The sequence below is a fragment of the Flavobacterium sp. B183 genome (assembly GCF_023539155.1).
GTDB lineage: Bacteria > Bacteroidota > Bacteroidia > Flavobacteriales > Flavobacteriaceae > Flavobacterium > Flavobacterium tructae.
On record NZ_CP097434.1, the window covers coordinates 1,576,822 to 1,592,897 of the forward strand.

Annotated in this window: 15 protein-coding genes; 7 read left to right on the plus strand and 8 right to left on the minus strand. The window is 35.6% G+C overall.

The window, feature by feature from the left end:
- Nucleotides 1-6: 6 nt before the first annotated feature.
- From M4I44_RS07185 to M4I44_RS07200, 4 genes are all read right to left on the minus strand, one after another.
- Nucleotides 7-717: a porin family protein gene (locus tag M4I44_RS07185; protein WP_026110181.1), complete on the minus strand. Its 711-nt coding sequence runs from the start codon at nt 715-717 to the stop codon at nt 7-9.
- A 1-nt stretch (nt 718) separates the two neighbouring features.
- On the minus strand, nt 719-1,450 hold the full coding sequence (gene ubiE / locus M4I44_RS07190) for a bifunctional demethylmenaquinone methyltransferase/2-methoxy-6-polyprenyl-1,4-benzoquinol methylase UbiE (RefSeq protein WP_017498368.1): 732 nt from the start codon (nt 1,448-1,450) through the stop codon (nt 719-721).
- Between the two features lie 569 nt (nt 1,451-2,019).
- The gene (locus tag M4I44_RS07195) at nt 2,020-2,502 is read right to left on the minus strand and encodes a dihydrofolate reductase (protein ID WP_249966913.1); all 483 of its coding nucleotides are present in this window, start codon (nt 2,500-2,502) and stop codon (nt 2,020-2,022) included.
- 11 nt (nt 2,503-2,513) lie between these two features.
- Nucleotides 2,514-2,858: a 2TM domain-containing protein gene (locus M4I44_RS07200; RefSeq protein WP_249966914.1), complete on the minus strand. Its 345-nt coding sequence runs from the start codon at nt 2,856-2,858 to the stop codon at nt 2,514-2,516.
- Nucleotides 2,859-3,094: 236 nt separating this feature from the next.
- On the opposite strand from M4I44_RS07200, the gene M4I44_RS07205 reads away from it, so the two are divergent.
- The gene (locus M4I44_RS07205) at nt 3,095-3,391 is read left to right on the plus strand and encodes an isoamylase early set domain-containing protein (RefSeq protein WP_249966915.1); all 297 of its coding nucleotides are present in this window, start codon (nt 3,095-3,097) and stop codon (nt 3,389-3,391) included.
- 39 nt (nt 3,392-3,430) lie between these two features.
- Here M4I44_RS07205 and M4I44_RS07210 read toward each other — a convergent pair whose 3' ends face one another.
- From M4I44_RS07210 to M4I44_RS07225, 4 genes are all read right to left on the minus strand, one after another.
- Nucleotides 3,431-4,282, minus strand: coding sequence for a thymidylate synthase (locus M4I44_RS07210; RefSeq protein WP_017498364.1), 852 nt, complete (start codon nt 4,280-4,282; stop codon nt 3,431-3,433).
- Between the two features lie 114 nt (nt 4,283-4,396).
- Nucleotides 4,397-5,020: a bifunctional nuclease family protein gene (locus tag M4I44_RS07215; RefSeq protein WP_070905903.1), complete on the minus strand. Its 624-nt coding sequence runs from the start codon at nt 5,018-5,020 to the stop codon at nt 4,397-4,399.
- Between the two features lie 165 nt (nt 5,021-5,185).
- Nucleotides 5,186-6,154 carry an electron transfer flavoprotein subunit alpha/FixB family protein gene (locus M4I44_RS07220; RefSeq protein ID WP_249966916.1) on the minus strand — a complete coding sequence of 323 codons (969 nt, stop codon included), beginning with the start codon at nt 6,152-6,154 and terminating at the stop codon, nt 5,186-5,188.
- Between the two features lie 75 nt (nt 6,155-6,229).
- Nucleotides 6,230-6,976, minus strand: a complete 747-nt coding sequence (locus M4I44_RS07225) for an electron transfer flavoprotein subunit beta/FixA family protein (RefSeq protein WP_017498361.1) — start codon at nt 6,974-6,976, stop codon at nt 6,230-6,232.
- A 493-nt stretch (nt 6,977-7,469) separates the two neighbouring features.
- Here M4I44_RS07225 and M4I44_RS07230 point away from each other — a divergent pair, with 493 nt between their 5' ends.
- The 6 genes from M4I44_RS07230 (at nt 7,470) to M4I44_RS07255 (ending at nt 16,066) form a co-directional block, all read left to right on the plus strand.
- Nucleotides 7,470-8,447 (plus strand): pyruvate dehydrogenase complex E1 component subunit beta, encoded by a 978-nt coding sequence (locus tag M4I44_RS07230; protein WP_017498360.1) that lies wholly within the window; start codon nt 7,470-7,472, stop codon nt 8,445-8,447.
- Nucleotides 8,448-8,514: 67 nt separating this feature from the next.
- Nucleotides 8,515-11,016, plus strand: a complete 2,502-nt coding sequence (locus M4I44_RS07235) for a DUF5686 and carboxypeptidase-like regulatory domain-containing protein (RefSeq protein ID WP_249966917.1) — start codon at nt 8,515-8,517, stop codon at nt 11,014-11,016.
- Nucleotides 11,017-11,050: 34 nt separating this feature from the next.
- Complete coding sequence (locus tag M4I44_RS07240; RefSeq protein ID WP_249966918.1) at nt 11,051-12,103, plus strand: acyltransferase; 1,053 nt, start codon at nt 11,051-11,053, stop codon at nt 12,101-12,103.
- A gap of 47 nt (nt 12,104-12,150) precedes the next feature.
- On the plus strand, nt 12,151-12,750 hold the full coding sequence (locus M4I44_RS07245; protein WP_249966919.1) for a DNA-3-methyladenine glycosylase: 600 nt from the start codon (nt 12,151-12,153) through the stop codon (nt 12,748-12,750).
- Nucleotides 12,751-12,860: 110 nt separating this feature from the next.
- Nucleotides 12,861-13,391 carry an inorganic diphosphatase gene (locus tag M4I44_RS07250; RefSeq protein WP_017498356.1) on the plus strand — a complete coding sequence of 177 codons (531 nt, stop codon included), beginning with the start codon at nt 12,861-12,863 and terminating at the stop codon, nt 13,389-13,391.
- A 122-nt stretch (nt 13,392-13,513) separates the two neighbouring features.
- Nucleotides 13,514-16,066 (plus strand): sodium-translocating pyrophosphatase, encoded by a 2,553-nt coding sequence (locus M4I44_RS07255; protein WP_017498355.1) that lies wholly within the window; start codon nt 13,514-13,516, stop codon nt 16,064-16,066.
- Nucleotides 16,067-16,076: the final 10 nt, after the last annotated feature.

Consider the following 16,076-nt stretch of genomic DNA (forward strand, 5'->3'; position numbering starts at 1 on the left):
TTTGTTTTAATGAAAAGTAAAATTTATTAAAATAGCTCTTGATTTCATAGAATCAATATTGTCAGTCCAAGGGCTAGGTCCGTTTGCCGGATTATCACGAATTAATTCGTCTGAAATTCCAAACATTCCTCGAATAGAAGGAGAGAAGATAAAATATTCAGAGAAAATGTCTATTCCAAAACCTAGCTCATAAGCGGCAGTCCATTGTTTTACTCTGAATTTTCCTTCGAAGTTGTCGTCTTTTGATTTAGCATTGCTGGATAGGTTAAGTGTCGAAGACATTCCGCCAACTAAATAAGGACGAATGTTTCCGGTACGCAATGCCGAGAATTTTAAGAGTAAAGGAAAGTGGATATACGTACTGTTTACTTCTCTAAGATAGTCTTTTTGCAAAGGCAAATTAGGGTAATACAAGTCACGTTTGGTATAGTACAATCCCGGTTCAAAACGAAGATTAATGTATTCCTGTAATCTTAAATCGGCTACAACACCAACATTAAAACCGGTAGTCTTTTTTGTCTGAACATCAGGACCAGGAGATTTGTAGTCAAACTTAAAGTCAAAACTGTTAAACCCAAGGTAATAACCGAAATACAGGCGTTGTTTTTGCCAGTTTTCAAGATTAATGATAGGATCTTTGCTGAACATGCTTTTAGCAAATTGCGAATATCCTTGCGTCGATAAGACTAATAGAAGTAAGACTACAATTTTTTTCATACTATTTTTTAGAGGCAGAATAAATGGTTGCAACACCAAAAGTTTGAGGCATTGCTACAACATCTATAAACCCAATTTTTCTTAAAATATTGTTCAGAGCTTCTCCGTAAGGAAAAACTGCAGCAGATTCAGATAAATAACCATAGGCTGAATTGTCTTTAGAAAAGAGTTTTCCAATAATGGGAAGGATGTTTTTGCTGTAAAATTTATAGCCTTGTTTGTATGGTGTTTTGTCAGGAACAGAGGTTTCCAGAATTACAAAAACTCCATTTGGTTTTAAAACCCTTAGAATTTCCGCAAATCCTTTTTCCAGGTTTTCGAAATTTCGAACGCCAAATCCAACCGTTATAGCATCGAAATAATTGTCTTCAAAAGGAATTTTCTCAGAATCTCCCAAAACTAAATCTATAGTATTGGATAATCCTTTTGCCTGAACTTTTTTCTTTCCCACTTCAAGCATACCAGCCGAAATATCTAAACCGATAATTTTTTCAGCATTGGTCTGCGACATTAATATGGCAAGATCACCGGTTCCGGTTGCAATATCAAGAATGATTTTTGGTTTTGTATCCGAAACAATTTTGAGTACTTTTTTTCGCCACTTGGTGTCAATTCCAAATGAGATCACACGATTTAAATTATCATAGTTACCGGAGATGTTGTCAAACATTTGGGCAACTTGCTCTTTTTTACCTAAAGAAGAGTCTTTATATGGAGTTATTTTTTCAGACATTATTTTAATTTACGCAAATATAATACAATCTGTCTTAACTGTATTGGGTTTTTTATTTTGTGCTTTAAATGTTTTAAAAGTAAGGGTTTAATTGATGTTGAATGTCAAATTTTTTAGCATCACCAAAAATGGTTACTTTGAAAAAATCACTAAAAGTGGGTATTGTGGAACGATGGATTTATATGCACTTTTGTCATAGTAATAATGATGAAGTTTAAAAGATTGATCGTTACAAATGGCTTAAAGTAACTGAGTATTATTTTTGCACTTGTGCTTAAGTTTGTCAGGAAAGAAGTTAAAGAAGTGTTGCTTTGGGGTCAATACTCTATTTTTTAAAAGTGTGAAATACGTTCTTAGGATTAAATTTGTTTTTGGAAATTTGCCTTTAATATCTTAGTGGTATTTGTTGTTAAAGGCGTCCCTTGAGATTATATCTCAACAAACAGTGTTATTCAATTATTTCAAATGTTATTCTTAATATTTGTTATTTTATCAAAACTATTTCCTGAGTGAGTCCATTTAGAAGATCAATCATTTTTGAAAAACATCCTCCAAAAGAGGATGTTTTTTTATTTTCTGATATACGTTTTATAAGTATAATCGTAAAGATGTTTTTCGTCTTTAAAGTTTTCTTCTGATTCTACAAGCTGCCATTCTGTTTCATTGATTATAGGAAAGAAAGTATCTGCTTCAAAAGTATGATGAACTTTGGTAACTTCAATAATATCGGTATAGGGCAAACCAAGATTGTAGATTTCACCGCCTCCAATAATATAGGAGTCTTCGTTTTCAGGACATACGGCTATCGCTTTTTCGATAGAATCAACAACAATACAGCCTTCCGGTTGATAATCATTTTGACGTGTTATTACAACGTGTACTCTGTTTGGTAAAGGTTTAGGGAAGCTTTCAAAGGTTTTTCTTCCCATAATAATATGATGGTTGGTAGTAAGCGATTTAAATCTTTTAAAATCATTTGGTAAATGCCAAACTAAATCATTGTTCTTTCCCAGTGCGTTATTTTCGGCAACAGCCGCTATCATTATAATCATGGCATTCTAAACTAAATTTTATTTTCAGAATCTTCATTTACTTTAGATTCTAACTGACTAATTCTCTTTTGTTGCAAAGCAACAAGCCGATCAATTTGTTCTCTTTCCCATTTTTTGTTCATGAACCGATCTGTGATGTATACTTTTATAAAATGCAGAATAAAGATAAAAAGCCAGATTGTTATGGCCCAAATACACCAATCTTGTCCGCTGGTGGCTCCGAGACCAAAGAATCGATTGGCGATAAATAAAAATAAACTTCCTAGAATAAAAAGTACAAAATGAAAATAAAGGACCTTCTTTTGTCTGATTCTTCTTCTGGCATACTCGTATTGTTCGTGTACTTCCTTTTCCATAAGATATAAATGAGGTCATAAAGTTAGAATTTATTTTGTAATGACCCATTTAGATCGGGGAATATTTCTCTTAAAGTGATTTAATGCTTTGAAATTCAAAATTTTACATGGTTTTATTTGTGGAAAGTAAAAAAAATACTAAGTGTTTTTGATATAATCACAAAACGATTGTAGGGGTACAGGGAGTTCAGATGAATTTATGTAATTTAGTCTATGAATCTAAAAATTAAATAGTTATGTCTTTGAAGAAACAGTTTGTAAAAACAAGGCCGGTGTGTAAAGTCACCTTTACGATAGATGCAAAAGATGCAAATTCGGCGGCAGTTGTTGGGGATTTTAACAATTGGAATCCCGAGGAAGGAATTTTAAGTAAATTGAAAAATGGAACTTTTAAAGCTACTTATGATTTGGTGAAAGACACGATTTACGAATTTAAATATGTAGTCGACGGAGTGTATGAAAACGATCCTGAGGCGGATTCGTATAAGTGGAATGATTATGCTGGAAGCGAAAACAGCGTTCTGGTAGTATAAAAAAATCCGCTTAAAATTTTAAGCGGATTTTTTTATGTTTTATACAGCAACACTTCCTTTTATACCGGCATGCGGTTCATAATCTAAAAGCGTGAAGTCATTGTAATCAAAGTCGAAAATGTTTTTAATCTCCGGATTTAAAACCATCTTAGGTAATGGTTTTGGTTCACGTGTAAGTTGTAGTTCTAATTGCTCAAAATGATTGTTGTAAATGTGTGCGTCTCCAAATGTGTGAATGAATTCTCCCGGTTCCAAGTCGCAAACCTGTGCAATCATCAGGGTTAATAAAGCGTAAGAAGCGATGTTAAAAGGAACTCCCAAAAATATATCGGCACTTCGCTGGTACAGTTGGCAGGATAGTTTTCCTTTTGTTTCTCCTTTTTCGGTGTCAGGACTTGTGACATAAAATTGAAAGAAAGCATGGCAAGGAGGTAAAGCTGCTTTGTTGTTGGCTACATTCTCTTCAAATGATTTTTTAGTATCCGGCAAGACCGAAGGATTCCATGCTGAAACCAGCATTCTTCGACTGTTTGGATTTGTTTTTAGCTCGGTAATTAATTCAGAGATTTGATCAATTTCTTCGCTGTTCCAATTACGCCATTGATGTCCGTAAACAGGGCCTAAATCGCCATTAGAGTCTGCCCAAGCATCCCAAATTTTTACACCGTTTTCCTGAAGGTATTTTACGTTGGTGTCTCCTTTTAAGAACCAAAGCAATTCATATATAATTGATTTTAGGTGTAGTTTTTTGGTGGTAACCATTGGGAAACCTTCACTTAAATCAAATCGCATTTGGTAGCCAAAAACACTTTTGGTTCCCGTTCCTGTTCTGTCTCCTTTTTGGCAGCCGTTGTCTAAAACGTGTCGTACCAGATCTAAGTATTGTTTCATGCTGCTTTAAGCTTTAGGCTTTGAGTTTTAGGTTTTTCCCTAATGCTCTAAGCTTGTTTTTTATGTTTTTGCTTTAAGCTTATAGCCTAAAGCTTACGGCTTACAGCCTTAAAATCATCTTCTCGAAATTTCGTCTCGAATTTTAGCTGCTTTTTCGTAATCTTCCTGAGAAACTGCCTGGTCTAAAAGTTCGTTTAGTTCCTGCAAGCTATGTTTGGAATAAATATCTCCGGATTGATTGCTTTCCTCTTCACGTCCAAAAGTTTCCGGATTCGAAAGTACGTCATCGATTTCCTGAGATCCCTGATCGGTTTCTGCGGTATTCGATTTTAAGTAAATTCCCGCTTTGTCCAGAATGTTTTTGTAAGTAAAAATAGGAGCATTAAATCGCAAAGCCAATGCAATGGCATCAGAAGTTCTGGCGTCTATAATTTCTTCAATTTTGTCTCTTTCGCAGATCAAACTGGAATAAAAAACACCATCCACAAGTTTGTGAATAATTACTTGTTTTACGACTATATCAAATCGCTCAGCAAAGTTTCTGAACAAATCGTGCGTTAACGGACGCGGAGGTTTAATTTCTTTTTCCAGAGCAATAGCAATCGATTGTGCTTCAAAAGCACCAATAACGATAGGCAATTTTCTTTCGCCATCAACTTCATTCAAAATTAAGGCATAAGCGCCATTTTGAGTTTGACTGTATGAAATTCCTTTTATGGATAATTTTACTAGACTCATATATATGGATAAAAAAGGGCAATTATTGCCTCATTTTGATACTTTTTTTGATTGAAAAATAAAGGTGCAATTTTAATCAAAAAATATGGAACAAAAAAGCTACCTAAAACAAAGATACGATTATCTTGTTTTTAGGTAGCTATATTTTTAAAGAGAATTTTTAAATTAAGAATGCTGTGCTTTAAAAGCTTTTAATTTCTCAATTAATTGCGGAACAATTTCAAAAGCATCTCCAACAACTCCGTAATCAGCTACTTTAAAGAAAGGAGCCTCAGGGTCGTTGTTGATTACAACTTTTACTTTTGATGAGTTGATACCTGCAATGTGCTGAATAGCACCTGAAATTCCTATTGCAATGTATAAATTAGTGGCAACCGGTTTTCCGGTTTGTCCAACGTGCTCGCTGTGAGGTCTCCATCCTAAGTCTGAAACTGGTTTAGAACAAGCTGTTGCTGCGCCTAATACAGCAGCAAGGTCTTCAACTAATCCCCAGTTTTCAGGGCCTTTTAATCCGCGTCCGCCTGAAACTACGATATCAGCATCAGCGATAGAAACTTTTCCGGTTACTTTTTCTACAGATTCTACTTTTACTCCAAAATCGTTGTCTCCAATTGTTGGGTTGAAATCTTCTTCAGTTGCAGATCCAGCACTTTCGAAAATTCCGTAAGAGTTTTTAGCAAGACCAAGAACTTTTACATCTGTAGTGATTTCAGTAATATTGAAAGCTTTGTTAGAGAAAGCATTTCTTTTTACCTGAAAAGGAGAAGTGCTAACTGGTAATCCAACTACATTTGAAGCGAAACCAGCGTTTAAAGCTACAGCTACTAATGAAGAAAGGTAAATACTATCTGTTGTAGAAGAAAGTAAAACTACTTTTGTAGCTTCTTTTTCAGCGGCTTGTTTGATCACATCGGCATAAGCCTTAGCAGTAAAACCAGCTAATTTATCGTTGTTTACTTTTAAAACTTTATCAACTCCGTATTTTGATAATTCGCTAACATCACTAATGTTTATGGTTAAAGCGGTAACAGTTGTTCCTAAAGTTTCAGCTACTTTTTTAGCGTAAGAAGCTAGTTCGAAAGCAACTTTTTTAAATTTTCCTTCTGCAGATTCTGCATATATTAATATTGACATAATTTTTTGTTTAGAAGTTTAAAGTTTCAGGTTTCAAGTTGATGTAAAATGAAAACTGCAACTGAATACTGATTACTAGATTACTTTAGCCTCGTTGTGTAATAAATTGATTAATTCATCTAAATTATCAGGAGAAACTAGTTTTACTGCTGATTTAGGAGCTGGTTTTTCAAATTTTACCGCTTTTGTGTTTACCGGAGCATCAACTGGTTCCAGAATAGTTAAAGCTTTTGTTCTTGCTGTCATGATTCCTCTCATGTTTGGAATACGTAAGTCTTTTTCTTCAACAAGACCTTTTTGACCACCAATGATTAAAGGTAAAGTAGTGCTTACAGTTTCTTTTCCACCATCAATTTCACGAACTGCTTTTACATTACTGCCTTCAACAGTGATCGAAGTACAAGAATTTAAAAAGTTAGAACCTAAAATTCCTGCAATCATTCCAGGAACCATTCCACCATTATAATCTAAAGATTCTTTTCCGGCAATTACCAGATCATAACCACCATTTTTAATTACTTCAGCCAATTGCTTTGCAACAAAAAAACCATCAGTTGGGTTAGCATTTACACGAATTGCTTCGTTTGCACCAATTGCCAAAGCTTTACGTAAAGTAGGCTCAGTATCAGGTCCTCCAACATTTACAACAGTTACTGTTGCACCTTGCTGCTCCTGAAACCAGATTGCACGTGTAAGACCAAACTCGTCATTAGGATTAATTACATATTGAACACCATTGGTATCGAATTCTGAGTCACCATTGGAGAAGTTAATTTTTGAAGTAGTATCAGGCACATGGCTGATGCAAACTAATATTTTCATAAGTATATATTTTGATAAATTATAAAACGCTTCCACAAATTTAGAAATTAAAATTGAAATAATATACTATGCATGCATAATATTTTTTAAAAACTATTACGTTTTCGCAGATTACGGAATAAGAAAAGCCGTTCGTCGTTATTGAATATTGATAATGCATTGATGTTTCCTGATTCTTAGGGATTTTGCAAAACAGGGGTTGCTCGTATTGTTAAATTTGTCGTCGACTTATACTATAATTTCGATTGTTACGTTAGTTAGTAAGAATTTTACTGAAGTGAAGCCTAATGTTAGAGTGGGAAGTTGGGCTGAAAAAAAGTTTTTAAGTGATAAAGCGTTAATTACATCGATTTCGTAATTATCACAACAAATTTTAAAAAGTTAAAAGCGCAGGAGAGTCGGAAGTTCGTGTGATTTTAAATTCAATTTTTGCTTTTAAGTGATTTAAAATATTTATTTTTGCTCTTCAGAAAATTCAACATACAATATAAATATGAGAACAATACAATTTAGAGAGGCCATTTGTGAAGCGATGAGCGAAGAAATGCGTCACGATGAATCCATATATTTAATGGGCGAAGAAGTTGCAGAATACAACGGAGCTTACAAAGCTTCAAAAGGAATGCTTGCTGAGTTTGGTGAAAAAAGAGTAATCGATACTCCAATTGCTGAGCTTGGTTTTACAGGAATTGCAGTAGGATCAGCAATGAATGGCTGTCGTCCTATTGTTGAGTATATGACTTTCAACTTCTGTTTAGTAGGTATTGATCAAATTATAAATAATGCTGCTAAAATGCGTCAAATGACAGGTGGACAATTTAATGTGCCTATCGTTTTTCGCGGACCAACTGCTTCTGCAGGTCAATTAGGAGCGACTCACTCTCAAGCTTTAGAAAACTGGTTTGCTAATACTCCGGGACTTAAAGTTGTGGTACCTTCAACTCCTTACGATGCAAAAGGACTTTTGAAATCTGCTATTCGTGATAATGATCCGGTGATTTTTATGGAATCTGAGCAAATGTATGGTGACAAAGGTGAGGTGCCGGACGGAGAATATACAATTCCATTAGGAGTTGCCGATGTTAAACGTGAAGGAAAAGATGTTACAATTGTTTCTTTTGGTAAAATTATCAAAGAAGCTTTTATCGCTGCTGATGAATTGGCTAAAGAAGGAATCTCTTGTGAGATTATCGATTTAAGAACAGTTCGTCCAATGGATAAAGAGACTATTCTTGCTTCTGTAAGAAAAACAAACCGTTTAGTAGTTTTAGAAGAAGCTTGGCCATTTGCAAGTATTTCATCTGAGATTACTTATATCGTTCAGGAACAAGCATTCGATTTTCTTGATGCGCCAATTCAGCGTATTACGACTGCCGATGCACCTGCACCATATTCTCCTGTTTTACTAAAAGATTGGTTGCCAAACGCTGGTGATGTAGTAAAAGCAGTAAAGAAAGTAATGTACAAATAGTAAATTAAACGATACTTATAAAACTTCATCAGTCATGTTAATTGATGAAGTTTTTTTTTGCAGGATTATGAAAAGAATAATTTTACTCAGCTTATTTTTTGTACTCGCACTAGTGGGTGGCGTTGCTGCACAAACTAAAGTGAGTGGAATTGTTTTAGACAAATCGAATCAGCCGATTCCGTTTGCAAATGTTGTTTTTAAAGGGTCGAATACGGGAATCGTTTCGAATGAAGACGGACGTTTTTATCTCGAATCGCCTAATACGTATACTACCTTAGTGGTGAGTTCAGCGGGATTCTCTGATCGGGAAGTTACGTTGGAAAAAGCGGTAAACTATGATTTCAAAATAGTTTTAAGTGAAGCTGAAGCACTGAATGAAGTGGTTATCTTTACCGGAAAAACCTCTAAGAAAAACAATCCTGCACTGGATATTCTGAGAAAAATCTGGGAACGTAAACGCAAGAACGGACTGTACCAATTCAGTCAGTATCAAATGCAGAAGTATGAAAAAGTCGAGTTTGACATGAACACGATTGATAGTGCTTTTATGAAGAATAAACTCTTCAAAGGAATGGAGTTTGTGTTCCAGCATGTTGACACATCAGAAGTTACCGGAAAAACGTATCTGCCGATTTTTATTAGTGAATCTCTTTATGATGTATACGGAGATAATAAATTAAAGAAAACAAAGGAGAATCTGACCGGAAATAAAACTTCAGGGTTCAATGGTAATCAGCAGATTTTGTCTTTTGTAAAAGACCTGTACTCTGATTATAATATTTACGACAATCACCTTAAATTTTTCGATAAGAGCTTTACAAGTCCGCTTTCCAGAACCGGAATTGACGTCTACAATTATGTTTTAAAAGACAGTGCTTATGTTGACAAAAAATGGTGTTATAATATTGTTTTTTATCCAAGACGTAAAAATGAACTGACTTTTAAAGGGGATTTTTGGGTAAACGATACCACTTTTGCGATTAAAAAAATTAATATGGCCGTTACTAAAAGTGCCAATATTAACTGGGTAAAAGACATTTATATCGAACAGGAATTTGAGGTAGAGAATGATTCTGTATTTCTTCTGACCCGTGATTATATGATGTCTGATTTTGCTTTGAACAAAAAGGAAAAATCAAAAGGGGTTTACGGAAAGCGAACCACATTGTATAAAGATCATAAATTCAATCTTCAGAAACCGGAAAGTTTTTATAAGAAGGAAGTTAATTTTATTGATAATTCTGTCTATACGAAATCGGATGAGTTTTGGAATGAAAACCGTTTTGAAAAACTCAATAAAGATGAAGCGGGTATTTATAAAATGCTCGACACGCTGCAAACTGTTAAAAGATTCAAGCAACTCTATAGTTTAGTTTCTATTCTGGGAAGTGGTTATGTCGAGTTTAAGAATTTCGATTTTGGACCTATCTTTTCAACATTCGGCTATAATGAAGTTGAAGGATTGCGATTGCGTGCAGGAGGAAGGACTTATTTTGGTCCGAATGACCCTTGGCGTATACAAGCCTATACGGCATATGGTTTTGACGATAATAAATTCAAATACGGAGTTTCCGGAAAATGGATGGTGGACAAGAAAAACCGTGTCATTATCTCCGGAGGAAACAGGCGCGATATCGAACAAATTGGTGCTAGTTTAACGACTACGAACGATATTTTAGGACGAAGTTTTGCTTCTTCCGCCTTATTTACCACAGGAAGTAATGGAAAACTGACGAACATAAATCTGAGCAATGTTTCCCTTGAAATGGAGCCTCTTAAGAATTTTGTTGTTCAGGCCGGAGTTTCCTATAGAACTTTAGAATCGGCTTCCCCTACTTTTAGTTTAGACTATTATACTACTTTGCCAACTGCTGCGAATCCGGCTGGTGTTATAGCCAATAAAGTAACGCAGTCAGAGGCGAACATTCAGTTTGAGTTTATGCCGAATCGTAAGACTATTGGTTTTGGAGTAGAGCGTAATATTGTTGACAGTCCGTTCAGTCATTTCTTTGTGAACTTTAGTTATGGTTTAAAAGGGGTTTTAAACAGTGATTTCGCCTACCAGAAAGTCCAATTGTTTTATAAACAACCTATTATTATTGGCCCGTTAGGAAGATCCAATATTATCATTGAAACCGGAAAAACCTTTGGTACAATTCCACTGGGATTAATGAGTGTAATACCAGGAAACCAGACTTATTTTACTATCGAGAATACCTTCAGTAATTTAAATTTCTATGAGTTTGTAACTGATCAGTATACTACTTTACAATGGAATCATGATTTTGGCGGAAGGCTGTTTGCAAGGATTCCTTTTATGAGAAAATTAAACTGGAGAGAATTTGTAGGAATCAGAGCAGTACACGGAACTATTTCGGATGCTAATCGTGCCATTAATGCTTCGGGCTTACCTTATAATGCACCCGAAAATGTGTATTGGGAATACAATGCCGGAATTGGAAATATATTCAAAGTATTCCGTCTTGACTTCTCATGGAGAGGGAATTACCTCAATATGCCGGATGCAAGCAAATTTGCGATAAAAGGTTCATTTGGTTTTTATTTTTAGATAAATTGTCAGATTTTTTCTTAATTTAGTTTCTATGAGTATAACTATAGAAAGTAAGAATCTAAATTGGACAAATAATCTCAGAGTTTTAGCCACCATCAGCGTGATCGTAGTGCATGTAGCCTGTGATATTCTCTATCAGTACGGTCATATATCCAATTTTACCTGGTGGACAGGTAATGTTTACGACGGTCTTGTCCGTTTTTGTGTACCAGTTTTTTTGATGCTTACCGGAGCATTAATGCTGAACAAAAAATACGAACTGAATGATTTTTTGAGAAAAAAGTTCTCGAGAATTATTTTACCTTTCTTATTCTGGAGTCTTTTTTATGTTCTGCTAACCGTTAGAAGCGAATTTTTGTTAGAATCTGAAAAAGCATTTGTCGATATTTTTAAGCGTGCCATTACACTTATTATCGGAGGGAGTTCCTTTCATTTATGGTACATTTATATGGTAATTGGGATTTATCTTTTTATCCCGATTCTCAGCAAGTGGATTCAGAATGCTAATGAAAAAGAGATATTGTATTTTCTGGCCATTTGGATTTTTGCTCTAATGATCAATCAGCCCATTTTTTCTAAGTTCAGAATCAATGTTGATCTGACCTACTTTACAGGCTTTTTAGGATATCTGGTTTTAGGTTATTATTTGTCGGTCAAGTCATTTCAATATGATGCCCGAAGATTGAAACGAATTTCTGTACTCTTGCTTTCTTTTGGAGCTATTATTACAATTTTCGGAACTTATTTTTTATCGATATCAGAAGATCGTTTTAATGAATATTTTTATGGTTACCTGACTTTTAATGTGATGCTGGTCTCTATTGGATTGTTTATTTTCTTCAAAAATTCAAAAATTTCAAATCCAACCCTCATTCGGATTATTAATTTCATCAATAAATACAGCTACGGTATTTATCTGGTTCATATTTTGGTTTTGCGGTTTCTGGTGTCTTCAGGGATCGATTATGATTTTATAAATCCGGTTTTGGCTATTCCTATTACAACGCTATTGTGTTTGTTCCTTTCTTCTTTTATTATTTATGCGGTGAATAAACTTCCTTATGGACAATACATTTCGGGATAATTATTGCAGTAATTTTGTTTAATTTTGAGTATTCTTAAAACAAAGTTATGCAGGATGCTATTGATTTCCTATCTGCCAGAAACCCTGTTTTTCTGGATATTATAGACAAATACGGATTGCCGCCGATTCCAAGACGACCGCAAGGTTTTGCGACTTTGGTATTGCTTATTTTAGAGCAACAAGTTTCGATAGATTCGGCGAAAGCAACGTTTTTAAAGATAAAAGCCTATACGACCTGCAGTCCTGAAAATATGGTGGAGTTATCGGATGAAGAGTTTCGAAATTTAGGAGTGAGCCGTCAAAAGACGAAATACATTAAGATATTGGCAGAAGCCGTTTTGAGTAAAGAACTGGACATCGAAAGTCTGGCCACAAAATCGGCAAAAGAAGTTCGGGAAGAGCTTATTAAGCTGAAAGGAATTGGAAACTGGACGATTGATATCTATCTCATGTTCTGTCTTCAGGAACCTGATTTGATTCCGTTGGGAGATATTGCAGTTGTCAACACCATTAAAGAATTATTGGATATTCACGACAAAAAGGAAATGGAAATTCACGCGGAACAATGGAGTCCGTATCGGTCTTATGCCACCTATTTACTTTGGCATTATTATCTAAACAAAAGAAATAGAAAGATTACGTATTAACTCCCTGTTTTTTAAAAGAAAAGTACATAGATAAATGCAGTTTTTTATTGTAAAAAGGGATTCTTTAGTTACTTTTGCAGTCGAAATTATAGAAACAATAAAAAACAAAAATGACCGCAGACAAACTAACAACTTTCGATGTGTTGATCGAAATACCAAGAGGAAGCAGAAATAAATACGAGTACGATTTTGAAATTAAAAGAATGCGTTTCGACAGAATGTTATTCTCTTCAATGATGTACCCGGCTGATTACGGATTTATTCCGGAAACTTTAGCTCTTGATGGTGACCCTCTTGATGTATTGGTTTTAGTAAACGAACCAACTTTCCCTGGATGTGTTATGGAAGTAAAACCAATTGGTGTTTTCCACATGGCAGATGATAAAGGACCAGACGAAAAAATTATTTGTGTACCAGTTTCTGACCCAATCTGGAATTCATTAAATGATCTTTCTGATATCAACGGACACTTAGTAAAAGAAATCGAGCACTTCTTCCAGGTATACAAAGATCTTGAAAACAAAAAAGTAGACGTAGAAGGATGGGGAGACGTAAACGAAGCTTATGCTATTATTGCAGAGTGTACAAAACGTTTTGATGATATTGAAAACAAACCGGAAGGATTATTTAGCATTAAATAATTTATAAGCCGCCCAATTATAAAAAAAGCAATACTACCGTCAGGAGTATTGCTTTTTTGTTTAAATTCGTTTGAGTTAGTTTATTGACTTTTAACTATTAACCAAAAAACCATTACTAGATTATGAATGCATTTATGATTTATTTGCCAATCGTTATGGCAATTTTAGGATTACTTTTCATGGGAATAAAAAGGGCTTGGGTTTTAAAACAAGATGCGGGCGACGGAAAGATGAAAGAGATTTCAGAACACATTTACGAGGGAGCCCTCGCCTTTTTAAAAGCAGAATATAAATTATTGACCATTTTTGTAATTATTGCCAGTATTGCATTGGCCGGAATTACTTTTATTCCGGGAGTTAAAACGCATTTATTAATAGTAGTCGCTTTTATATTTGGAGCCTTATTTTCAGCTTATGCCGGTAATATCGGGATGAAAATAGCGACAAAAACGAATGTTAGAACCACACAGGCTGCCCGTACGAGTTTACCGCAGGCTTTGAAAGTTTCGTTTGGCGGAGGAACCGTAATGGGACTTGGTGTTGCAGGTTTGGCAGTGTTAGGACTTACCGGGTTCTTTATTATCTTCTTTAATATTTTGTCAGGAGGCGTATGGAAAGATACCGAAACGATGACAGTTGTTCTGGAAACACTGGCAGGTTTTTCACTTGGTGCCGAATCTATTGCTTTATTTGCCAGAGTAGGTGGTGGAATTTACACCAAAGCTGCCGATGTTGGTGCCGATTTAGTAGGTAAAGTAGAAGCCGGAATTCCGGAAGATGACCCTCGTAATCCGGCTACAATTGCTGATAATGTTGGGGATAATGTAGGTGACGTTGCCGGTATGGGAGCCGATTTGTTTGGGTCGTATGTCGCGACAGTTCTTGCCGCAATGGTTTTAGGAAACTACGTGATTAAAGACATGGGAGGCAATATTCAGGATGCTTTTGGCGGAATCGGACCAATTTTGCTTCCAATGGCAATTGCCGGTTTTGGGATTTTATTCTCGATTATCGGAACTACACTGGTAAAAATAACAGATGATAACGCCAAAGAAGCGCAGGTGCAAAAAGCATTAAATATAGGAAACTGGGTTTCTATTGTTCTTACAGCTATTGCCTGTTTCTTTTTAGTGCAGCACATGTTACCGGAAGTAATGACAATGGAATTCTTCGGAGAAGGATCGCAGCAGATTTCTTCTATGCGAGTTTTCTATGCCACTTTAGTAGGTTTAGTAGTGGGTGGAGCAATTTCATCTGTTACGGAATATTATACAGGATTAGGTACAAAACCGGTTTTAGCCATTGTACAAAAGTCATCAACAGGCGCCGGAACAAATGTAATTGCAGGTTTGGCAACCGGAATGATTTCGACTTTTCCAACCGTTTTATTGTTTGCAGTAGCCATTTGGATTTCTTATGCTTTGGCAGGATTTTACGGAGTTGCTTTAGCGGCTTCTGCAATGATGGCTACAACAGCGATGCAATTGGCGATCGATGCTTTTGGGCCAATTTCAGATAATGCCGGAGGAATTGCCGAAATGAGTGAATTACCTAAAGAAGTTCGCACCAGAACCGATATTTTAGATTCAGTAGGAAATACTACCGCTGCAACCGGAAAAGGTTTTGCTATTGCCTCAGCAGCTTTAACGTCTTTGGCATTATTTGCAGCTTATGTAACTTTTACCGGAATTGATGGTATCAATATTTTTAAAGCACCGGTTTTAGCCATGTTGTTTGTGGGGGGAATGATTCCTGTTGTTTTCTCAGCATTAGCGATGAATTCCGTTGGAAAAGCGGCTATGGATATGGTATATGAAGTACGTCGACAGTTTAAAGAGATTCCGGGAATTATGGAAGGAACCGGAAAACCTGAATATGGTAAATGCGTTGAAATCTCAACGAAAGCCGCTTTACGCGAAATGATGCTGCCGGGGATTTTAACGATTGGTTTTCCAATTGCAATCGTGCTTTTAGGTAAACTGGTTTATGCAGACAACAATCAGTTAATTGCTGAGATGTTAGGAGGATATATGGCAGGAGTAACGGTTTCCGGAGTACTTTGGGCAGTTTTTCAAAATAATGCCGGTGGTGCCTGGGACAATGCGAAAAAATCATTTGAAGCCGGAGTTTTAATCAACGGTGAAATGACTTATAAAGGTTCTGACGCACACAAAGCAGCAGTAACCGGAGATACCGTTGGAGATCCGTTTAAAGATACTTCAGGGCCTTCTATGAATATCCTGATTAAACTAACTTGTTTGATTGGTTTGGTAATTGCACCTATTTTAGGAGAAGGACATTCGTCTTCAGGAATGATGGAAAAAGGTTCCTGTTGTAAAAAAATGGAAATCCACCTTGGAGGAGATTCTAAATGTGGAGATTTTTCGAAAATGACTAAAGAAGAATGTGCCAAAATGTGCAAAGAAAAAGGATGTTCTGCCGAAGAAACAGCAAAATGTCTGGCGCATTATGATGCTAACGGAAAATACGTTCATCAAAAAACAGATTGTTTTGATACTACCAAATACAGTAAAAAAAGAGTAGAAGTAAACCTGTCTACAGTTAATGGGGTCACAGTGGGAACTGTAACCAAAACCGAAAATGGTAAAACCACTACAGAAGTTTTTGAAGGAACAGAAGCCGAAGTAAAAGCCAAAATTGAAGCTGTGAAATAATTTAGTAATC